Origin of the sequence: Acidiphilium cryptum JF-5 (assembly GCF_000016725.1) — a bacterium.
Lineage (GTDB): Bacteria > Pseudomonadota > Alphaproteobacteria > Acetobacterales > Acetobacteraceae > Acidiphilium > Acidiphilium multivorum.
This window is the reverse complement of record NC_009484.1, coordinates 1557739-1578353: the sequence shown is the minus strand read 5'-3', so window position 1 is coordinate 1578353 and position 20615 is coordinate 1557739. Positions and strand designations below refer to the sequence as shown.

Genomic DNA, 20615 nt, shown 5'->3' with positions numbered 1-20615 from the left:
CATGGATCTCGGACTGAAGGGCAAACGCGCCGTCATTACCGGCGGCACCAAGGGGATCGGCCGTTCCGTGGCCGAGCTGCTGGCGCAGGAAGGCGCCGATGTCGCGATCTGCGCGCGCAGCGCGCAGGAGGTCGAAAGCGCGGTGGCGGAGCTGCGCCGCGCGGGCGTGCGCGCCACCGGCCGCGCGGTGGACGTTTCGGATCATGCTGCGCTGGCGACCTGGATCGCCGATGTCGGTGTGGAGTTCGGCGGGATCGACATCGTCGTCGCCAATGTCTCGGCGCTGTCGATCGGGCAGGACGAGGCCTCCTGGCGGGCGGAATTCGAGACCGACATGATGGGCACGGTCACCGCGGTGAACGCGGCGATGCCGTTCCTCGAAAAATCCGGCGCGGCATCGATCGTGGTGATTTCCTCGGTGTCGGGCCGCGAGGTGGATTTCGCCGCCGGCCCCTATGGCGTGTTCAAGGCGGCGCTGATCCATTACGCCAAGGGGCTGTCGTTCCAACTCGCGGGCAAGGGCATCCGCGTCAACGCGCTCTCGCCGGGCAATACCTATTTCCCCGGCGGCGTGTGGGAAAAGATCGAGCATGGCAATCCGGCGCTATTCAAGGAGGCTCTCGCCCTCAACCCGACCGGCCGCATGGGCCGGCCAGACGAGGTGGCGCGCGGCGTGGTGTTCCTCGCCAGCCCCGCGGCGAGCTTCGTCACCGGCACCAACCTGGTGGTCGACGGCGCGCTGACCCGTGGCGTGCAGTTCTGATCGCGCGCCGTCAATAACCAAAAGAAAACCCGCCCGGATCATCTCCGGGCGGGTTTGTCATTTCAGCAATGAGCCAGGTTCAGTCGTAATAGCCAGGCGCGTGCTTGAAGCTCGGCCAGGCGATCGGGTCGTGACCGGTGACCACCGTCGCACCGGTCTTCTCCGCGAGCGTGCGCAGTTTCTGCACCGAGCGCACCGTATCGACCGTGCTGGCGAGGAAGCCCGGCAGCGCCTTTTCATCCCAGTGATCGGTCGTATAGGCCGCATCCACCGTCAGCAGCATCGGTCCGGTCTTCGGCAGCGTGACCAGGAACGACTGATGCCCGGGCGCATGGCCGGGGGTGAAGACGGTGCGGATCACGCCATCGCCGTAGAGATCGTAGAAATCATCGGCGGTGCCGTTGAGGAACTGCCATTTCAGGCCGGGCTTGTCGAAATCCTTGCGGATGTAGCCGCCGGCGGCGAACCAGTCCGGCGTATAGGCATATTCGTATTCCGCCCGCTGCACGAGATGGGTCGCGTTCGGGAAGCGGCCGATCGCCCCGGTATGGTCGAGATGCAGATGCGATTGCAGCACGTAGCGCACGCTCGCCGGATCGATGCCGAGCTTCTGCAGCTGCGGCAGGCACGCCTCCTCGCGCGTCATCACCGGCAGATAGACATCGCAGACCGCCCCCCAATGCGCCCGCATGTCCTCGGCGACCTCTGCGGCATTGCCGCCATCGATCACGATGTTGCCCTTCGGATGGGTGATGAGAAACCACGGCACCGGGATCTCGTAGGGATCGTTGCCCTGGTTCATCTTGATCGAGGCGGTCACGGTCTTCAGTGTGCCGCAGCTGAACATGTAGAGCCTTATGTCTGACATTTTCCTTGCCCTCGTGTTATTGGCGTTTCACCAGTTGCGCATCGACTGGCGCAGTATCGTCTCCAGGATGCCGGCATCCACCGGCTTGGGCGATCCGGCGAGCAGGCGCTGCTGCTTCAGCGCGCCGTCGATGATCGCGGGAATATCCGCCTCGGTGTAGCCGAGTTCGGCGATGCCCGAGGGCGCGCCCACCGCCTTCATCAGGTCGATCAGTGCCGCGGGCAGCGAGTCCGGACCGGGGTTCTCGATATCGTGGCCGCGCAACAGGCTGGCGGCGCGGATATGCTTCTCGGGCGCCGCATCATAGGTGTAGCGGAACGCCGCCGGCGAGGTGACGATCACCGAGAAGCCGTGCGGCACGAAGGCGTGGTTCCGCGAATAGCCTGGCGCGTGATAGACGTGCTTGAGCCCCGCGATCGGATAGGCGCAGGCATGGGGAATGTGCACGCCGGCTGTGCCGAAGCCGATGCCGGCCATGGTGGCGCCGAGCATCATCGTCCCGCGCGCCTCGTAATCCTCGCCATCGGCCACGGCGCGGGCGAGATATTTCCCGCCGAACTCGATCGCCTGGAGCGACCAGATATCGGCCACCGGGTTGGAGCCCTGATAGGGCGGGCGATCGTCCGGCGAGGCCGGCTTCGGCCGCTGGTTGAACGGTTTCGAGATATAGCTCTCGACCGCGTGGCAAATCACGTCGAGCCCGGCCGAGGCGGTGACGCCGGCTGGTGTCGTCCGCGCGAGGGCAGGGTCGACCATCGCGAGGGTCGGCCGCATGTAGCGGTGCGAGATCCCGCTCTTGACCTTGAGTTCGGGGATGTCGAGCACGGCGACGGTGGTCGCCTCCGACCCGGAGCCGGAAGTAGTGGGCAGCGCGATCAGCGGCCGCAGCGGTCCGGGCGGCTTCCTGCCGCCGCCGATCGGCGGGTTGACATAGTCGATCACCGCCCCGCCATGGGTGCTGATCAGGTTGGCGACTTTCGCGGTGTCGATCGTCGAGCCGCCGCCGAGGGCGATGAACCCGTCGCAGGGATGCGCCTCCGCGAAGGCGGCGGCGCGGGCGAAACTGTCGATCGTCGGCTCGACATGGATGTCCTCGAACCGGTCGAAGGTTATGCCGGAGGCGGCGAGGATCCCCTCGATTCGCTCGATCAGGCCGAACTGGTGCAGCATCGGGTCGGCGACGAGGATGACATGGCGGAGGCCAAGGCGCTTCGCCTCCCAGCCGAGTTCGTCAGCCGCGCCGATGCCGTATTTCAACTGGGTGGCTTCGAGCGTGAAGACGCTTTCGAAGCCCTGGTCTGCCGTCTGGCTCATGATTTCCTCCATCCTCGGCCGTGAGCGGGCCAATGCGGGAGGGACTATGCCCCGTCCAGCGCGGTGCGCAATCGTCCGCCCGCCTCCGCGAGGCGCGCGCGCGCCTCGGTCGTGCCGATTCGCAACATGAGCATGACGATGGCGGTCTTTACTTCGTAACAGCTTGTTTCAAGGGCATCTTTCGCATCGGCCTCGGGCGCGCCGGCAATCGCGCGGACAATGCGGATGGCGCGGGCGCGCAGCTTCGCGTTGGTGGCGCGGAGATCGACCATATAGGGGCCGAATGTCTTGCCGAGGCGCATCATCACCGTGGTGGAGAGCGCGTTGAGGGCCAGTTTCTGGCTGGTGCCGGCCGAAAGCCGGGTCGAGCCGGCGAGCACTTCGGCACCCGTCGCGATCACCACCGCGATGTCGGCCGAAGTGGCGAGCGGACCATCGGCATTGACGATAGCCCCGGTCAGCAGGCCGCGCGCGGCGGCGGCGCGCAGCGCGCCGAGGGTGAACGGCGTCCGCCCGGAGGCGGCGATGCCGACGAGAACATCCGCCGGGCCCGCCTTGTGGTCATCGAGCAGGGCGGCGGCGGCGGCGGCATCGTCTTCTGCGCCCTCGACCGCGCCGGTCACCGCCGCTGCACCGCCGGCGATCAGGGGAATGATCACCCCGTCCGGCAGCGAGAAGGTTGGCCCGCATTCCACCGCATCGAGCACCGCGAGGCGGCCTGAGGTTCCGGCGCCGGCATAGAACAGCCGCCCGCCGGCTTCGAGCCGCACCGCCACGTCCTCCGCCAGGCGGGCGAGCGCTGGGATCGCTCGCTTCACCGCCGCCGCCGCTCCCTGTTCCTGATCCAGCAACGCGCCCATGATCGTGGCGCTATCCGCCCGGTCGAGGTCGTCGAGATCGCGGCGGATCGTCTCCGTCGCCGGCATGGCGGGGGCGTGGCGCGCCGGCGCGGGCAGGGGATGCAGCGCCGTGCCGTCGACCCAGGCATTGCGGACATTGAAGGCATCGTCGAACCAGACGAGATCGGCCAGGCACCCGGCGGCAAGCCGCCCCCGATCGGCAAGTCCGAGCGCTGCGGCGGGGGCTTCGGTCGCCGCGCGTAGCGCGGAAGCGGGCGCGATGCCGGCGCCGATCAGGCGGCGTAGCCCTTCATCGAGCGTGATCGTCGCGCCGGTGAGCGATCCGTCCGGCCGCCGCGCGGCGCCGTCCCGCGCCTGCGCTGAATCGCCGCCGAAGCGTGCCGTGCTGCCCTCGGGCAGGCCGGCGAGGCTGACCGAATCGGTTACGGCCACCGCGCGCGCGCCGGCGGCGGCGAAGCCGAAGCGCAGCGCCAGCGCATCCGCATGCACGCCATCGGCGATGAAACACGCATGCACCCGCGCATCCGCGAGGGCGACGCCGATCAGCCCCGGATCGCGATGATGAAACGGCCGCATCGCGGTGAACACATGCGTCACCAGGCGGGCGCCGGCCTCGATCGCGGCCTGCGCTTCTGTCGCATCGGCGTCGCTGTGGCCCAGCGCCACCATCACCCCCGCATCCGTCAGCCGCCGCACCGCCGCAAGCCCGCCCGGCCGCTCCGGCGCGAGGGTGACGAGCTTCAGGGTGGCGGCAAGATCGGGGTCGGCCAGAAGTTCGTCCAGCGCCGCGCTGGTCGGATCGCGCAGCCAGTCCGCGCGATGGGCGCCGCGCCGGTTGGGTGCGAGGAACGGGCCTTCGAGATGCAGCCCCGGCATCCGCGCGACCGGTTCGCCCGCCATCGCCGCCAGCGCCGCGCGCAGGCGCCGCGCCGCGCCATGCAGGGAGGCGAACGGCGCGGTGATGACGGTCGGCGCGAAACTGGTGACACCGCGCGCGCCGAGGGACCGGCAGAGATGGCGGAAGCCATCGGTATCCGCCTCGGCGCAATCGATGCCGAAGGCACCGTTGTTGTGCAGGTCGATCAGGCCGGGGGCGAGGATGCCGCCCTGAAGCCGCAGGTCCGGGTTCGCCGGATCGTAGTCCAGCACCGCGGCGATCCGCCCGTTCTCGATGGCCACCGCGCCGGGGCCGGTGATCGCCCCGTCGCGGAACAGGCGGTCGGCCGCGATCAGCATCGGCTCAGCGGACGAGCATCGGCCCCAGCGGACGGCCGGCGAACACGTGCACGTGCAGGTGCGGCACTTCCTGGTGGCTGTCCGGCCCCATATTGGCGAGCAGCCGGTAGCCGGTCTCCTCCGCGCCGATCTGCCGCGCCACCTCGCCGACCGCGCGCACGAAGCCGGTGATCTCGGCATCGCTGGCGGTGGAAGAGAAATCGGCGAAGGAGACGTATTTCCCCTTCGGAATCACCAGCACATGCTGCGGCGCCTGCGGGTTGATGTCGTGAAAGGCGAGGGCGAATTCGTCCTCATACACCTTGCGGCAGGGGATTTCGCCGCGCAGGATCCTGGCGAAGACGTTCTGGTCGTCATAGGGCGGCTTGCCGCTCACACCTGGCTTCATGGAATTTTCCTCGTTTCCGCGATCGACAGCAGCATCGGGCGGGACGCCTTTTCGGTGATCCCGGAAATGCCTTCCCGGCGCTGGAGTTCCAGCCACACATCTTCCGGCCGTACCCCGGCCGCGACCCACATGACCAGCAGGTGGTAAAGCACGTCGGCGCTTTCAGCGATCAGCGCCGTCCGGTTGCCGGCGACTGCCTCGATCAGGCATTCGACCGATTCCTCGCCGAATTTCTGGGCGACCTTGTTGACCCCGCGCGAGAGCAGGCGGGCCGAGTGACTGACAAGCGGATCGGCGGCTTTCCGTGCGAGGATGGTCGACCATAGCCGGTCGAGCACCTGAGCGTTCGGCGCCGCAGGGTTCAGCAGCGGGACGGGCGGATGGCTCGCGGCGCCCACTCCCTTCGGCTTCGCCTTGACCTTGGGTTTGGCGGAAGCGACCTTTTTCGGCTTGGCGTCGGCAGCGGCGGATTTCACGGGTTTCTTGGGCATGGCGATCTCTAGTGGGAGGCAACCGGGCGAACCGGCAGGCCGGCGGCGGCGAGGGCGGCCTTCACCTCGGCAATGGTGAACTGGCCGAAATGGAACACGCTGGCGGCAAGCAGCCCCGTCGCGCCCGCCTCGGCGCCTTCGACGAAATGCGCGAGCGTGCCGACCCCGCCCGAGGCGATCACGGGAATGTTCACCCGCGCGGTCACGGCGCGCAGCAGGTCGAGGTCGAAGCCGAGGCCGGTGCCGTCGCGGTCCATCGAGGTCAGCAGGATCTCGCCGGCGCCGCGCGCGGCCATCTCGGCGCACCAGCCCACCGCGTCGATCCCGGTGCCGCGCCGTCCGCCATGGGTGAACACTTCCCAACCCTCGCCGCCGCGCCGCGCATCGACCGCGACGACCACGCACTGGCTGCCGAATTTCCGTGCCGCCTCGTTGATGAAATCCGGGCGGGAAATGGCTGCCGAATTGATGCTGCACTTGTCGGCTCCGGCCAGCAGCAGGCGGCGCATGTCATCCGTGCTGCGGATGCCGCCGCCGACGGTCAGCGGCAGGAACACTCTGGCTGCGGTGCGGCCGACCACGTCGATGATCGTGTCGCGATTCTCATGGCTCGCGGTGATGTCGAGAAAGGTGAGTTCGTCGGCGCCCGCGCGGTCATAGACCACGGCCTGCTCCACCGGGTCGCCGGCATCGCGCAGCGAGACGAAGTTCACCCCCTTGACCACGCGCCCGTCCTTCACGTCGAGGCAGGGAATGACGCGCAGCTTCAGCATGCGGCGGCCTCCGCCAGCGCGGCCTGCGGGTCGATCCGGCCATCGTAGAGGGCGCGGCCGATGATCGTGCCGGCCAGATTGGGCGTCCGGGCGGCGGCGGCGCGCAGGTTGCGGATGTCCTCGATGCCGGCCACGCCGCCCGAGGCGATCACCGGGATGGCGATGGCGGCGGCGAGGGCTTCGGTGGCGTCGAGATTGAGGCCCTGAAGCATGCCGTCGCGCGCGATATCGGTGTGGATGATGGCGGCGATGCCGGCATCCTGCAGGCGCATCGCCATCTCGGTCGCCGGCAGTGACGATGTTTCGGCCCATCCCTCGGTGGCGACCATGCCATCCCGCGCGTCGATGCCGACGATGATCCGCCCCGGAAAGGCGGCCGCCGCCTCGCGTACCAGGGCAGGGTTCTTCACCGCGGCGCTGCCGAGAATGACGCGCGAGATGCCAAGCTCGATCCAGGCGGCGATGCCCGCCATGTCACGGATGCCACCGCCGAGCTGCACCGGCATCGCCACCGCGGTGAGTATCGCGCGCACCGCCTCGCCGTTCACCGGCCGCCCGGCAAAAGCACCGTTCAGGTCAACCACGTGCAGTGCTGTGAATCCGGCGGCCTCGAAGGTGCGGGCCTGGGCGGCCGGATCCTCGGCATAGACCGTCGCCTGGTCCATCTCGCCGCGGCGCAGACGCACGCAGGCGCCATCCTTGAGGTCGATCGCCGGGTAGAGGGTCAGCGCCATGTCAGGAAGCCTGCAACAACTTGTAGTAGAAATGCCCTGCGATCGTCTGCCCGTCGGTGCGGGCATAGGCCGGGTGCGTACCCCAGCGCACGAAACCAGCACGCTCGTAGAGGGCGATCGCGGCGTCCTGGGTCGCGCGGACATCGAGGTTGAGCACCTGATAGCCGAGGGCGCGGGCGCGGTCTTCGACCCGCTCGACGATGAGGCGAGCCAAGCCGTGGCCGCGTGCGTAGGGGGCGACGAAATTATGCGCGAGCGTCGCGCCGAAGGCCTGCGCCTCGTTGTTGCGTGGCGGGCGGACAAGCTGGGCGGCGCCGTAGATCACCCCGTCCATCCGGCCGACGAACAGTTCGCGTTCCGGCACCATCACGACGCCGCGGAAATACTGCTCCAGCGCCGCGCGCCCTGGTGGGCGGAGCCAGCCGAAGCCGCCGCCATCGATGATCGCCGCATCGGCGGCCTCGCACAGCGTCTGCATGTCGTCATCGGCGATCGCGGTCAGGCGATCGACCTGCATGCTCGACGGGGGAGGAAGGTCGCAGAGGTCCGGTTGGGTCATCATGGCATCCAGCGCAGGAAATTCGCCAGAATGGTCAGGCCGACCTCCTGGCTTTTCTCAACGTGGAATTGTGTACCCGCCCGGTTGCCGGTTGCAACCATTGCCACGATCTCTTCACCATATGATGTGGTCGCGATCACCGGTCCGCGATCATCCGTGCGCAGGGCGTAGGAATGCACGAAATACGCATGGTCGCCCGGCGTGAGCCCGTCGAGCAGCGGGTGCGCGCCGGGGGTGAAGGCGAGTTCGTTCCAGCCCATGTGCGGCAGGCGCAGGCCGTCTGCGCGGATCGGCGCGATGTCGCCGCGAATCCACCCGAATCCGGGGGTGATTTCGTGTTCGAGACCGCGTTCGGCCATCAGCTGCATGCCGACGCAGATGCCAAGAAACGGCGCCCCGGCCTCGACCCGCCGATGCATCGCGGCGGCAAGGCCCGGGCGCGCGGCGAGCCCGTGCGCGCAGTCGGCGAATGCGCCCTGGCCGGGCAGCACGATCCGGTCGGCACCGGCAACGATATCCGGGTCGTCGGTAATCGAGACGGTGGCATCGAGCCCGAGACGGGAGGCGGCGAGTTCAAGCCCGCGCGCCGCCGAGGCGAGATTGCCGCTGCCGTAATCGATGACCGCAATCCTCACAGCACCCCCTTGGTCGAGGGGATCGCCCCCGCGGCCCGCGGATCGGGCTCGACGGCCATGCGCAGCGCCCGTGCCGCCGCCTTGAACGCGGCCTCGGCCACGTGATGCGCGTTGTGGCCGGCGCGGCGGGTCAGATGCAGGGCGAAGCCGCCATTGGCGGTCAGCGCCTGGAAGAATTCCTGAACCAGCTGGGTGTCCATGTCGCCGAGCATCGGCCGCTCGAACGGCACGTCGAACACCAGGAACCCCCGCCCGGAAAGGTCGATCGCGGCCTCGCACAGTGCCTCGTCCATCGGGGTCGCGGCGAAGCCGAAGCGGGTGATGCCGCGCTTGTCGCCCAGCGCCTCGCGAATCGCCTGGCCAAGCACGATGCCGACATCCTCCACCGTGTGGTGGGCGTCGATATGCAGGTCGCCCTCGGCGCGGACGATCAGGTCGAGCATGGCGTGCCGGCCGAGCGCGGTCAGCATGTGGTCGAAGAACCCGATTCCGGTGGCGATGTCGGTGTTGCCGGTGCCATCGAGGTCGAGCATCAGTTCGATCGATGTTTCGGATGTAGTGCGCGTGATGCTTGCAGTGCGGCTCATGCGCGCTGGCCTAGCCCAATTTCGCCGGCCCGCCAATCAGCCGGCCGGCGAAACTTCGCTCAGTGGTTGATCTGCTCGAGCGCGAGTCCCCTGGTCGAGGGACCGAGCGCGATCATCGCGATGCCCACCAGCATGGCGACGGCGATGAACACGGCCACTCCCGGCACGCCGTACCGGGCCAGCAGCACGCCGATCGCGAGCCCGGCGAAGGCCGCTGCCAGCCGGCTCCACGAATATACGAAGCCGACCGCGCGGGCGCGGATCCGGGTCGGATACAGCTCCGGCTGGTAGCCGTGATAGGCGAAGGACATCACGTTCGAGGCCAGCGTGAACAGCACGCCAAGGGCGATCAGCACCGGCGGCGCCGAACTCTGCGCGAACAGGCCGATCACGACCGTCATGACGACGAGCGCGCCGATGATCTGCGTCTTGCGCTCGATCCGGTCGGCGAAGAGCGTGCCGAGCAGCGGGCCGAACGGATTGGCGATGGCGATGATGAAGGCGTATTCGAGACTGTGGGTGACGGTGATGCCGCGATGGATCAGCAGCGTCGGCACCCAGGCGGCGAAGCCGTAGAAGCCGATCACCTGCGCCATGTTGAAGATGGACAGGATGATCGTCCGCCGCAGGTATTCGGCGCCGAAGATTTCCATGATCGATCCGGCGCCTTCCTCTTCCGGGGCCGCCGGCTGCAATGGCGGCAGGGCCGCGCCGGTCTCCGCCGCCACCCGCCGCTCGATGTCGGCGACGATCGCCTCCGCCTCCGCCATCCTGCCGTGGCGGGCCAGCCAGCGCGGGCTCTCCGGAATGCCGCGCTGCAGGGCAAACACCACGACGGCGCCGACCGAGCCGATCAGGATCAGCACCCGCCAGTAGTCCAGCCCGAACGGCTTGCTGCCCTTCATGGCATAGGCCAGGAACGCGATCAGCGGCACCACGAGGAAGGTGATGAACTGGTTCACCGCGAAGGCCTTGCCGCGCTCGCCGCGTGGGATGATCTCGGATATGAACGTATCGATGGTGACGAGTTCGACTCCGATGCCGATGCCGGCGATGAAGCGCCAGATATCGAGCGCGAGGCCGCTGGTCTGGAACGCCATGATCGCGGTGCAGACCATGTACCACAGCAGCGAGCCGGTGAAGACGGCGCGGCGGCCGAACCGGTCGGCGACCTGGCCGAAGATCAGCGCGCCGACCCAGAGCCCGGCGAAGGTGGCAAAGACGAAGGTGCCGAAGCCGGCGACCTTCAGCACGCTCAGCCCGGCGAGGAAGCCGAGCGATTCGGGCTTGAACAGCCCGTCGCCCACCATTCCCGGAGCGACATAGCCGGTGAAAAAGAGATCATAGAATTCGAATATGCCGCCGAGCGAGATCAGGACAATGATGGTCCAGACCGTGCGGGACGGCGGCAGGCGGTCGAGGCGGGCGGCGATTGTCGCCGCAGTCTGGTCCGGCATGCGATCCTCACTGACATGTTTTTTATCAGTAAGCCCGTCTCCTGAGACCTTGGCAAGTCGGGGGCCGGCCTCGCCCGTCTAATCCTTCATTTCCCGGCGATCCTGGTCGCGGACCAGCCAGTAGACGATTCCGAGCGACAGGAACGCGACCGAAAGTGCGAGGAGTTGCAACGCGTTCTCATGCGCGAGATCCATGATGATCAGCTTGCGGACGATCGCGAGCATCCCGATCAGGATGACCACCCGCACGCGCACCGGCCCCTCGTCGCGCTCGCTCGTCACGAGGATCGATCGCTTGAATTCCAGCGCGATGACGACGGTGAAGATCCCGCCGAACACCGACTGGAACACCGCCGCGTTGGTCGGATCGAAGGTTGTGGCCAGGATGTCGTGTGCGATGTTCACCACGAGATGCGCGAGTGCCGCCGTCACCACGATCGCCATCAGCAGCGTCACGGCCTGGACGACGACGAATTCGAAATATTGGTACGCCCTGCTGCCGAACCGGCGGTCCATCCCCTGGTCTCCCCGTGCCTGCCGCGGCAATGATAGCGGCTTCCGCCGTCCGTTGCATGCACGAAAGGGACACGGACCCGGGCCCCTTCAACCTTTGGCGCCTTGCCCGGCCATCCGCGCGGTGCCATCTGGAGTGCATGATGAACACCAATGATCCGGTCGGCTGGCATGGCACGACCATTCTCTGTGTGCGGCGCGACGAGCAGGTCGCCATGGCCGGCGACGGCCAGGTCTCCCTCGGCAACACCGTGGTGAAGGGCAACGCGCGCAAGGTGCGCCGAATCGGCAATGGCAATGTCGTGGCCGGGTTCGCCGGCGCCACCGCTGATGCCTTCACCCTGCTCGAACGGCTGGAGGCGAAGCTGGAGCGCTTCCCGAACCAGCTCGAGCGCGCCTGCGTCGAACTCGCCAAGGACTGGCGGACCGACCGCTATCTCCGCAGGCTCGAGGCGATGATGGCGGTGGCCGACCGCACCCATGCCTACACCCTCACCGGCAATGGCGACGTGCTGGAACCCGAGGACGGCATCATCGCCATCGGCTCCGGCGGCAACTACGCCCTTGCCGCGGCGCGCGCGCTGATCTCGGTGGACGGCATGACCGCCGAGGACATCGCCCGCCGGGCGATGAAGATCGCCGGCGACATCTGCGTCTACACCAACCATCACGTGACGGTGGAAATCCTGTGATCGACAGCCCGACCTACACGCCCCGCGAAATCGTCTCCGAGCTCGACCGCTTCATCGTCGGCCAGCAGGACGCGAAGCGCGCCGTCGCCATCGCGCTGCGCAACCGATGGCGCCGCCAGCAGCTCCCCGAGGGGCTGCGCGAGGAGGTGGTGCCGAAGAACATCCTGATGATCGGGCCGACCGGCTGCGGCAAGACCGAGATCGCCCGCCGCCTCGCCAAGCTCGCCCAGGCGCCGTTCATCAAGGTCGAGGCGACGAAATTCACCGAGGTGGGCTATGTTGGCCGCGATGTGGAAAGCATCGTGCGCGACCTCGTCGAGGTGTCCATCACGATGCTGCGCGACATGAGCCGCAAGGGCGTGCAGGCCCGCGCCGAACTCGCCGCCGAGGATCGGCTGCTGACCGCGCTGGTGGGCGAGGGGGCCTCGTCGGAGACGCGCAACCGCTTCCGCCGGATGCTGCGCGACGGCGAGATGGAAGAAAAGGAAATCGACGTCGACGTGAGCGAGGCGCCGCCCAACGTGATCGGCCAGATGGACATGCCGGGCATGCCGCCGGGCGGCGCGATCAATCTCGGCGACATGATGAAGTCGATGTTCGGCCGCCAGCATGGCCGCAAGCGGATGACCGTCGCCGCCGCCCGCGCCGCGCTGGAGCGCGAGGAGGCCGACCGCCTGCTCGACAACGAGCAGCTGACCGCCGATGCCCGCCTGCACGCCGAGACGCACGGCATCGTCTTTCTCGACGAGATCGACAAGATCTGCGCGCGCACCGAAAGCGGCTTCCGCGGTGGCGACGTCTCGCGCGAGGGCGTGCAGCGCGACCTGCTGCCGCTGATCGAGGGCACGACGGTCTCGACCAAATACGGTCCGGTGAAGACCGATCACATTCTCTTCATCGCCTCGGGCGCGTTCCACGTCGCCAAGCCGTCGGACCTGCTGCCGGAACTGCAGGGGCGGCTGCCGATCCGCGTCGAGCTCGCCTCGCTCTCGCGCGAGGATTTCCGCCGCATCCTGACCGAGCCGGAACATTCCCTGCTCAAGCAGTATGTCGCGCTGATGAAGACCGAGAATGTCGACCTGCACTTCACCGACGACGCGGTCGATGCCGTGGCGGCGCTGGCGGCCGACATCAACGACCGGGTCGAGAATATCGGCGCGCGTCGGCTGGCCACGGTGCTGGAGCGGCTGCTCGAGGAGATCAGCTTCGCCGCGACCGACCGCGCCGGCGAGACCGTGACGGTCGACGCCGCCCTGGTCAACGACAAGGTCGCCCCGCTCGCCGCGCGCGGCGATCTCGGCCGCTTCATCCTGTAACGGCGCGGGTCTCCGGCGACGCCAGGGGGATCAATCCCCCAGCGTGCGCCGCCGGGACTCGAACTCGGCAGCGTCGATCTCGCCGCGCGCGAAGCGCTCCTTGAGGATATCGAGCGCCGTCCGCTGCGGCGGATGCGTCGGCCCGTGGGTGAACGTGCCGGCGGAGCGCAGCAGCGCCACCGCCACCATGACGATCACGGCGAGAACGAGGATCATGAAGAAAGGTCCGAGAAACATCGTCGTCCACCCATCATCCCACCACATCATGCCCGGTCCGTAGCCGAACCCGCCAGGTCCCGCCCCGCCCTGCGCGAAGGCGAGGCCCGGCAGGGCGGCGAGCGCGGCCGGTGCCGCAATCCGTTTCAGCCTGTTCATGATCGAGCCTCCTTCATCCACGAGGTCACGGGAGAAGAATGCGACTGTCTGCCCTTCTCCGCATTGATCCATATGGATATGCCCCGGCGTTCCGCGTAGCGCTGGTTTGCGCCAGCCGGAACGGGGCGGAGGATCAGCCGGCGCCGCGCGGGTCGATCGGCATGATCGGCGCATCGTCCCGCGCGATCGCGGCGCCGGCGGCGAGCAGCACATCCTCGCGGAAGGGGGCGGCGACGAGTTGCACGCCCAGCGGCGCACGGCCGGCGAACCCGGTCGCGACATTGAGGCCCGGCAGCCCGACCAGCGGCAGCGCGATCTGCGTCGCCTGCGCATCCCACACGCGGCGGAAGGAGTCCGGCCCGGCGAGGTCGAGCCCGTCGCGGAAGGGCAGCTCGCCGGAGGTCGGCATCATCAGCACGGGGAAGCGGGCGAGCAGCTGGCGCCAGGCGCGGGCGATGGTGGCGCGGCGCTTCAGCGCCTGCGCAACCACGTCGCCCGGCCAGGATTTCGCCAGCTCGCGGAAGGAGTCGATCACCGTCATCGCGCCGGGATCGCCCTCCTGCGCGACGGTCGAGGCCAGCGCGTCGAAACCATCGCCGAGCCAGAGCTGGATCTGCACCTCGACCGCCTCGCGCATGTGCGGCAGGTCGTCGATCGTCTCGACCGCCCAGCCCGCCGTCTCGAGCGCCCGGCCCGCCGCGATCAGCGCCGCCTCGACCTCGGGGACCACCTTCATCCCGCCGGGGCGCAGGCAGAGTGCCGCCCGCCGCGGCAAATCCGGCCCGTCGAGCGGCGCCGGGCACCACCACGGGTCGCGTGGGCCCTCCGGGCTCGGGTCGGGTTGGGCCATCGCCGCGAGGGCGAGGCGCAGATCCGCCATGCTGCGCCCGATCGGGCCGGAGACGGCGGTGATCTGCGCGCCGATGCCGCGCTCGGGCCCCGAGGCGTTGAACGCCGCGACACGGCCGATGCTCGGCCGCAACCCGTGCAGGCCACAGGCATAGGCCGGGTAGCGGATCGAGCCGGCAATGTCGGTGCCGTGGGCGAAGGCGCCGATCCCGCTCGCAACCGCCGCCGCCGCCCCGCCGGACGAGCCGCCGGGCGTCAGCGCCGGATCGTGCGGATTTCGTGTGTCACCGTGCAACTGGTTGGTCGTGAACCAGCGCATCGAGAAGGCGGGGGTATTGGTGCGGCCGATGATGACCGCCCCCGCGCGTTCCAGGTTGTCGACCACCGGACTGTTGCTCTGGGCAACGAGATCCATCTGCAGGCGGATTCCGTTGGTGGTGGCGAATCCCTTCTGGTCGATATTCACCTTCACCGTGACGGGAACGCCGGCGAGCGGGCCCGGATCATCGCCGCGGGCGAGTGCCGCGTCGATCCGCCCGGCGGCGGCCAGCGCCCGTTCCGGGCGATGGTCGATCACGGCGTTGATCGCCGGGTTCACCTCGTCCAGCCGGGCGAGCGCGGCGGCGGCCGCCTCGCGCGCCGAAACCTCGCGTCGGCGGATGCGCGCGGCGAGGTCGGATGCGGTGAGTTGCCAGAGTTCGGTCATTATCGCTCCTGTCGTCTCCGCCGGTTCAGCCCGGCTCCAATCCGCACCATTGCGCGACGAACAGCGCGATCGCCTTCGTCACCCGCCGCACCGAGGCGAGGTCCACCGCCTCGTCGATCCCGTGAATCCCACGCGAGACCGGGCCGTAGCACAGCGCCGGAATCCGGTCGTAAAGCGCATGCACCCGCGCATCGAGATAGGCGCCGGTCATCATCGTGCCGAGCGGCGCGCCGGTCGCCGCCGCATGGGCGTCGGCCAGCGCCGCCTCCGCCGCCGATCCCGGCTCCAGCACGTAGCCCTCGGCGAAGAAGCCGTTGAAGCTGACGTGCGGCGGGTTGGCTGCGAGCATCGGGTCCGTCGCGGCGAAGGCGGCGATCCGCGCCTCGATCTCGCGCGCGGCATCGCCCGCCCGCGTGCCCGGATAGAGCGAGATCCGGCAGGAAAGCCGGCATCGGCTCGGCACCGAGGAGGCCCAGTCCCCACCCTCGATCCGGCCGAGATTGAGATTGATCGGGTGCGGCTCGGCGGCGAAATGCGGATGCCCGCCCTTGCGCGCGTTCCACTCCGCCTCCAGCCCGCGCAGATCAGCGATGATGCGATACGCGGCATCGATCGCGTTCGCGCCCTCCGCCATGGCGCGGACATGCGCCGGCGCGCCGCGCACCTCGATCTCGAACCAGAGCACGCCGACATTGGCGCGCACCAGGCGTTCGTCCTGCGGTTCGGGAATCAGCGCGGCATCGGCCCGATAGCCGCGCAGATGCGTCATCAGCGCGCCGTTGCCGGTCGATTCCTCCTCGACCACCGATTCGACATGCACGGTTCCGGCCGGCTGGAACCCGGCGCGGCGCAGCGCGTCGAGCGCGAAGATGTTGGCGGCGTGGCCGGCCTTCATGTCGGCCGCGCCCCGCCCGTGCATCCACCCCTCCGCGATCACCGGCTCGAAGGGCGGATGCCGCCACATCTCCGCCGGGCCCGTCGGCACGACGTCGACATGCGCCTGCAGGATCAGCGAGCGGCCGGTGTCGCGCCGCGGACGATGGGTGCCGATCACGATCGGCGCGTCGGAATGCTCGGCCGAAATCCGGCCCGCGCCCGCATGCCGCCCCAGCGCGTCGCGGTCCATGGTGAAGCGGTCCATCGCGTAGAAGCGGTCTCGCAGCGCGCGATGGACGAAATCCTGGATCGGCGCCTCGGCGCCGCGGGTGGAGGGAAAGCGCACCAGCGCCTGGGTGAAGGCGACCTGCTCGTCGAACCCGGCATCCACGGCGTCCATCAGCCTTGCCGCCAGATCCGGATCCAGTGTCATCGCCGCCCCCGTTTTTCTGGCGGCGATTTGAGAAGCCGGGGCGGCGGCTGTCAAGAAAGGGCGGGCAGGATCAGAACAGGCCGGCCCCGGACAGCCCGCCATAGACGCCAAGCCCCGCGGTGACCGCCGACATCGCGATGGCAAGCCCGGCATACCAGCCCCGCAGCCGCACCTGCGGCGGCAGCGCCTTGAGGCCGAGCATCACCAGGAAGCCGAGCACCAGCGGCAGCAGCAGCGCGTTCATCACCTCGACGGCGATGTTCAGGATCACGAGGTTCGGCACTACGCCGACCAGCACTGCGCCGAGGATCAGGCAGGCGGCATAGACGCCGTAGAACCACCTTGCGCGCAGCGGGTGATCCTCCAGCGAGCGGCGATACCCTGCCACCTCGCCAAGTCCCCAGGCCAGCGCGAGCGAGGCGACGATGGCCGCCACCAGCCCGGCGCCGAGCACGCCGGCGCCGAACACCAGCTTGCCCATCGCGACGCCGAGATAGGGGGTGAGGGCCGCGGTGATGTCGCCCACCGTGTCGAGGCTGGCATTGGGGTTGTGCCGGCCGATCGTCGCGGCGGTCGAGATCAGCACCGCCGCCATGACGAGCTGGGTGACCACCGCGCCGATCGCGGTATCCCAGCGCGCATACTTGAAATCCGCCGGCGTCAGCCGCTTATCCGCCACCGCCGATTGCTGGTAGAAGATCATCCACGGCATGATCACGGCGCCGATATTGGCGGCGACGAGGTAGAGATAACCTGGATTGCCCAGCGCCGGCTGGAAGGTCTGCGCGGCGATCTGGTCGACATCCGGCCGCGAGACGAAGGCGATGACGAAGAACACCAGCTCGAACAGGCCCAAGGCGATCGCCACCCGCTCGACCCGGCGATAGGAGCCGGTGAACGCGACCACGAGCAGGAACACGACGGCGAGCGTCAGCGTCACCGCGCGGGGGATGCCATAAAGCTCGCCCACGCCGGCCACACCGGAGAATTCCGAGAGCAGCGCGCCGACGGTGGCAACCGCGAGGCCCCCGGCCGAAAGCCAGGCCCAGCCCTTGCCGAACGTGTCGCGGATCAGTTCGCCATGGCCCTTGCCGGTGAAGATGCCGAGCCGGACGGTGAGTTCCTGAACCACAAAGAGAATGGGAATCAGGATGAACTGCAGCAGCAGCAGCCGATAGCCCCAAGCTACGCCGGATTGCGACGCCGTGATGATGCTGCCCACCTCGGTATCCGCGAGCATGACGACGATGCCAGGGCCGAGCACGGCGAGGAAGGGCAGGCGCGAACGACGGGAACGCGGTGACACGGCGGTTTGCGACAAGAGCGGTCTCCGGGTTAATTGAGAATGAGAATTATTCTCAACTGATGGTCATGGTGAATACAGGACCTCACAGGTCCTGTCAACGCGCCGGTTGACTTCCGCTTGCCCGGAGAGGAAATCCGCGGCCATGATCCAGATCAAGCTGCACAACACGAAAACACGCCGGCGCGAGCCCTTCGCCCCCGCCGACCCCGCGCATGTGAAGCTCTATGTCTGCGGTCCCACGGTCTATGACCGCGCGCATCTCGGCAATGCGCGCACGGTGGTGGTGTTCGACACGCTGGTCCGCCTGCTGCGCCACCTGTTCCCGCGCGTCACCTATGTGCGGAACATCACCGACATCGATGACAAGATCAACGCCCGCGCCGCCGAAACCGGCGAGACGATCGGCGAGATCACCGCGCGGACGACAAGCTGGTTCCACGAGGACATGGCCGCCCTGTACTGCGCCCCGCCCGATATCGAGCCGCGCGCCACCGGGCATATCGGCGACATCATCGCCCTCATCGAGCGCCTGATCGCCCGCGGCCACGCCTATGCCGCCGAGGGCCATGTCCTGTTCGCCGTCGCGACCGATGCGGAATACGGCAAGTTTTCCGGCCGCTCGCCCGAGGAACTGCTGGCCGGCGCGCGGGTGGACGTCGCCACCTACAAGCGCGATCCGGGCGATTTCGTGCTCTGGAAACCCTCGCCGCCCGACCTGCCGGGCTGGGACAGCCCCTGGGGCCGCGGCCGGCCGGGCTGGCACATCGAATGCTCGGCGATGATCCACGCCACCCTCGGCGAGACGATCGACATCCATGGCGGCGGCGCCGACCTGATCTTCCCGCATCATGAGAACGAGATCGCCCAGTCCTGCTGCGCCTTTCCCGGCTCGGAGTTCGCCCGCGTCTGGGTGCATGCCGGCATGTTGCAGGTGGACGGGCAGAAAATGTCGAAATCCCTCGGCAATTTCCGCACTGTGCAGGACGTGCTGGGCGAGGCGCCGGGCGAGGCGGTGCGCTTCCTGCTGCTCAAGACGCATTATCGCGGCGTGCTTGACTTCTCCACCGCCGCGCTGGCCGAAGCGAAGCGGGAGCTCGACCGGTTCTACCGCGCATTGGAAAAGCATGCCGACCCCGCGCCCGCCGCCACACCGCCCGCCGCCTTCATCGAGGCCCTGGCGGATGACCTGAACACCCCCGGCGCGATTGCCGAACTCCACGCGCTGGCCGATGCGGCGATGCAGGGCGATGCCGCCAGCGCCGCCGGCCTGCGCGCCGCCGGCATGCTGATCGGCATTTTCAATCACACTGCCGACCAGTGGTTCCGCGGTGAGGCGACCGACGATGCGCGGATCGACGCGCTGATCGCCGAGCGTCTGGCCGCGCGGAGGAACAAGGATTTCGCCCGCGCCGACGCGATCCGCGCCGAACTCGCCGCCGCCGGCATCCTGCTCGAGGACGGTCCCGGCGGTACCACCTGGCGGCGCGCATGACCGGGCGCGATGAAGGCGCTGATCTCGCGCCGATCGACCCGTCCCCCGTCATCATCCTGGTCCGCCCGCAGCTTGCCGAGAATATCGGCTCGGTCGCGCGGGCAATGGGCAATGGCGGGCTGTTCCATCTCCGCCTCGTCGCTCCGCGCGACGGCTGGCCGCAGGACCGGGCGATGCGCACCGCCTCCGGCGCCTACCGCATCCTCGAAGCCGCGACGGTGCATGACACGGTGGCCGACGCGGTGGGCGACCTGCACCGCGTCTTCGCCACCTGTCCGCGCCCGCGCCACATCGTCAAGCCGCTGCTCACCGCCCGCGGTGCCGCCGCCGAACTGCGCGAGATCGGCGCTCGCGGCCTGAAATGCGGCATCCTGTTCGGCCCCGAGCGCGCCGGCCTCGACAATGACGACATCGCCTGCGCCGACAGCCTGATCCGCTACCCGCTCAACCCGCGCTTCATGTCCCTCAACCTCGCCCAGGCGGTGATGGTGATGGCCTATGAATGGTGGATCGCCGGCGAGGCCGCGCCGGTCCGCACGCTGCAGACCCACAAGACCCATGTCGCGACCAAGGGCGAGCTGGAAAACTTCCTCACCCACCTGATCGCCGAATGCGACGAGGCCGGTTTCCTGCGCAACGAGCAGAAACGGCCCGGCATGGTGCGCAACATCCGCCACTTCTTCCAGCGCGGCGAGGTGACGGAACAGGAATTGCGCACGCTGCATGGCATCGTCACCGAACTTGCGCGCGGCCGCCGTGGCGCGCGTTGAGTTGGCGTCCCGATTCTGTCATCATAAGGGCGCCATATCGAAGCGGCGATCAGCGGAGTGGACAGCGTGATGGACCAGGTCGAAAGCGCAGCGCCGAACGCGTTCCTGAGGGATGTGCGCGCCATCTCGGCGCGGATGCACGGCGCGCTGCTCGATGAGGAGTCGGAGGGCGCCGATCCCGCGCTCGTTCTCCTGCAAAGCGCGCTCACGGCCGAAATCCTCTGCGTCTGGCGCTACACCATGATGTCGGTCTCGCTCGCCGGGCTGAAACAGCCGCGCATCGGCGCCGAGTTCCAGGAACAGGCGAATGACGAGCGCCGCCACATGGTCGCCATCGCGCAGCGCATCCGCGAACTCGGCGGCACGCCGGATTTCTCCCCGCACGGGCTCGAAACCCGCTTCGGCGAATTCGGCACCAGGGCGGATCTCGCCGGCCTCGTCGAACAGAACCTCGCCGCCGAGCGCGAGGTGATCGGCCTCTACCGCCGGATGATCGACCATTTCGAGCCGCACGACCCGGTCACCGCGCTGATGCTCACCAACATCCTCGAAGAGGAAAGCGAGCACGCGACCGATATGCAGGACCTGCTTTCGATCGAGACCGGCGGCCACGGCTGAAACG

The 20615-nt window shown here is 68.5% G+C and carries 22 protein-coding genes; 6 read left to right on the top strand and 16 right to left on the bottom strand.

Features of this window, described 5'->3' with window-relative positions:
* Position 1: 1 nt before the first annotated feature.
* Positions 2–763 (top strand): SDR family NAD(P)-dependent oxidoreductase, encoded by a 762-nt coding sequence (locus ACRY_RS09530; RefSeq protein ID WP_011942230.1) that lies wholly within the window; start codon positions 2–4, stop codon positions 761–763.
* Between the two features lie 79 nt (positions 764–842).
* Here ACRY_RS09530 and attM read toward each other — a convergent pair whose 3' ends face one another.
* The 12 genes from attM to ACRY_RS09470 form a co-directional block, all read right to left on the bottom strand.
* Positions 843–1631 carry an AttM family quorum-quenching N-acyl homoserine lactonase gene (attM, locus tag ACRY_RS09525; protein WP_007422967.1) on the bottom strand — a complete coding sequence of 263 codons (789 nt, stop codon included), beginning with the start codon at positions 1629–1631 and terminating at the stop codon, positions 843–845.
* 27 nt (positions 1632–1658) lie between these two features.
* Positions 1659–2945, bottom strand: a complete 1287-nt coding sequence (locus tag ACRY_RS09520; RefSeq protein ID WP_011942229.1) for a hydroxyacid-oxoacid transhydrogenase — start codon at positions 2943–2945, stop codon at positions 1659–1661.
* A 44-nt stretch (positions 2946–2989) separates the two neighbouring features.
* Positions 2990–5041 carry an N-acetylglucosamine-6-phosphate deacetylase gene (gene nagA, locus ACRY_RS09515; protein ID WP_043509146.1) on the bottom strand — a complete coding sequence of 684 codons (2052 nt, stop codon included), beginning with the start codon at positions 5039–5041 and terminating at the stop codon, positions 2990–2992.
* Positions 5042–5045: 4 nt separating this feature from the next.
* A complete protein-coding gene (locus ACRY_RS09510) occupies positions 5046–5429 on the bottom strand; it encodes a histidine triad nucleotide-binding protein (protein WP_007423214.1) in 384 nt (127 codons plus the stop codon).
* Entirely contained in the window at positions 5426–5920 is a 495-nt protein-coding gene (locus tag ACRY_RS09505) for a phosphoribosyl-ATP diphosphatase (protein ID WP_013640002.1), read from the bottom strand. The genes ACRY_RS09510 and ACRY_RS09505 overlap by 4 nt, the downstream gene beginning before the upstream one ends.
* Positions 5921–5928: 8 nt before the next feature.
* Positions 5929–6693 carry an imidazole glycerol phosphate synthase subunit HisF gene (gene hisF, locus ACRY_RS09500; protein WP_011942226.1) on the bottom strand — a complete coding sequence of 255 codons (765 nt, stop codon included), beginning with the start codon at positions 6691–6693 and terminating at the stop codon, positions 5929–5931.
* A complete protein-coding gene (hisA, locus tag ACRY_RS09495; protein WP_011942225.1) occupies positions 6687–7427 on the bottom strand; it encodes a 1-(5-phosphoribosyl)-5-[(5-phosphoribosylamino)methylideneamino]imidazole-4-carboxamide isomerase in 741 nt (246 codons plus the stop codon). The genes hisF and hisA overlap by 7 nt, the downstream gene beginning before the upstream one ends.
* Position 7428: 1 nt before the next feature.
* Positions 7429–7989, bottom strand: coding sequence for a GNAT family N-acetyltransferase (locus ACRY_RS09490; protein ID WP_011942224.1), 561 nt, complete (start codon positions 7987–7989; stop codon positions 7429–7431).
* Entirely contained in the window at positions 7986–8621 is a 636-nt protein-coding gene (gene hisH / locus ACRY_RS09485; protein ID WP_007423219.1) for an imidazole glycerol phosphate synthase subunit HisH, read from the bottom strand. Before hisH ends, ACRY_RS09490 begins: the two co-directional genes overlap by 4 nt.
* A complete protein-coding gene (gene hisB / locus ACRY_RS09480) occupies positions 8618–9208 on the bottom strand; it encodes an imidazoleglycerol-phosphate dehydratase HisB (protein ID WP_011942223.1) in 591 nt (196 codons plus the stop codon). The genes hisH and hisB overlap by 4 nt, the downstream gene beginning before the upstream one ends.
* Before the next feature lie 59 nt (positions 9209–9267).
* A complete protein-coding gene (locus tag ACRY_RS09475) occupies positions 9268–10665 on the bottom strand; it encodes an MFS transporter (RefSeq protein WP_011942222.1) in 1398 nt (465 codons plus the stop codon).
* A gap of 78 nt (positions 10666–10743) precedes the next feature.
* Positions 10744–11181, bottom strand: coding sequence for a phosphate-starvation-inducible PsiE family protein (locus ACRY_RS09470; RefSeq protein ID WP_007421789.1), 438 nt, complete (start codon positions 11179–11181; stop codon positions 10744–10746).
* A 137-nt stretch (positions 11182–11318) separates the two neighbouring features.
* On the opposite strand from ACRY_RS09470, the gene hslV reads away from it, so the two are divergent.
* Together hslV and hslU are read left to right on the top strand one after the other, a co-directional pair.
* Positions 11319–11870, top strand: coding sequence for an ATP-dependent protease subunit HslV (hslV, locus tag ACRY_RS09465; RefSeq protein WP_007421790.1), 552 nt, complete (start codon positions 11319–11321; stop codon positions 11868–11870).
* On the top strand, positions 11867–13186 hold the full coding sequence (gene hslU, locus ACRY_RS09460; RefSeq protein WP_007421791.1) for an ATP-dependent protease ATPase subunit HslU: 1320 nt from the start codon (positions 11867–11869) through the stop codon (positions 13184–13186). The genes hslV and hslU overlap by 4 nt, the downstream gene beginning before the upstream one ends.
* Positions 13187–13216: 30 nt before the next feature.
* Here the strand turns inward: hslU and ACRY_RS09455 are convergent, their stop codons facing one another.
* The 4 genes from ACRY_RS09455 to ACRY_RS09440 all read right to left on the bottom strand — a co-directional run bounded on the left by ACRY_RS09455 (position 13217) and on the right by ACRY_RS09440 (position 17731).
* The gene (locus ACRY_RS09455; RefSeq protein WP_007421792.1) at positions 13217–13561 is read right to left on the bottom strand and encodes an SHOCT domain-containing protein; all 345 of its coding nucleotides are present in this window, start codon (positions 13559–13561) and stop codon (positions 13217–13219) included.
* A 133-nt stretch (positions 13562–13694) separates the two neighbouring features.
* Positions 13695–15116: an amidase family protein gene (locus tag ACRY_RS09450; RefSeq protein WP_011942220.1), complete on the bottom strand. Its 1422-nt coding sequence runs from the start codon at positions 15114–15116 to the stop codon at positions 13695–13697.
* A 25-nt stretch (positions 15117–15141) separates the two neighbouring features.
* Positions 15142–16425 (bottom strand): ArgE/DapE family deacylase, encoded by a 1284-nt coding sequence (locus ACRY_RS09445; protein ID WP_011942219.1) that lies wholly within the window; start codon positions 16423–16425, stop codon positions 15142–15144.
* Positions 16426–16495: 70 nt separating this feature from the next.
* The gene (locus ACRY_RS09440; protein ID WP_231295395.1) at positions 16496–17731 is read right to left on the bottom strand and encodes an NRAMP family divalent metal transporter; all 1236 of its coding nucleotides are present in this window, start codon (positions 17729–17731) and stop codon (positions 16496–16498) included.
* 142 nt (positions 17732–17873) lie between these two features.
* Between ACRY_RS09440 and cysS the strand changes: the two genes are divergently transcribed.
* From cysS to ACRY_RS09425, 3 genes are all read left to right on the top strand, one after another.
* Positions 17874–19223 (top strand): cysteine--tRNA ligase, encoded by a 1350-nt coding sequence (cysS, locus tag ACRY_RS09435; RefSeq protein ID WP_011942217.1) that lies wholly within the window; start codon positions 17874–17876, stop codon positions 19221–19223.
* Positions 19220–19993, top strand: coding sequence for an RNA methyltransferase (locus ACRY_RS09430; RefSeq protein ID WP_011942216.1), 774 nt, complete (start codon positions 19220–19222; stop codon positions 19991–19993). Before cysS ends, ACRY_RS09430 begins: the two co-directional genes overlap by 4 nt.
* A gap of 69 nt (positions 19994–20062) precedes the next feature.
* On the top strand, positions 20063–20611 hold the full coding sequence (locus ACRY_RS09425) for a ferritin-like domain-containing protein (protein WP_011942215.1): 549 nt from the start codon (positions 20063–20065) through the stop codon (positions 20609–20611).
* The last annotated feature ends 4 nt before the right edge of the window (positions 20612–20615 follow it).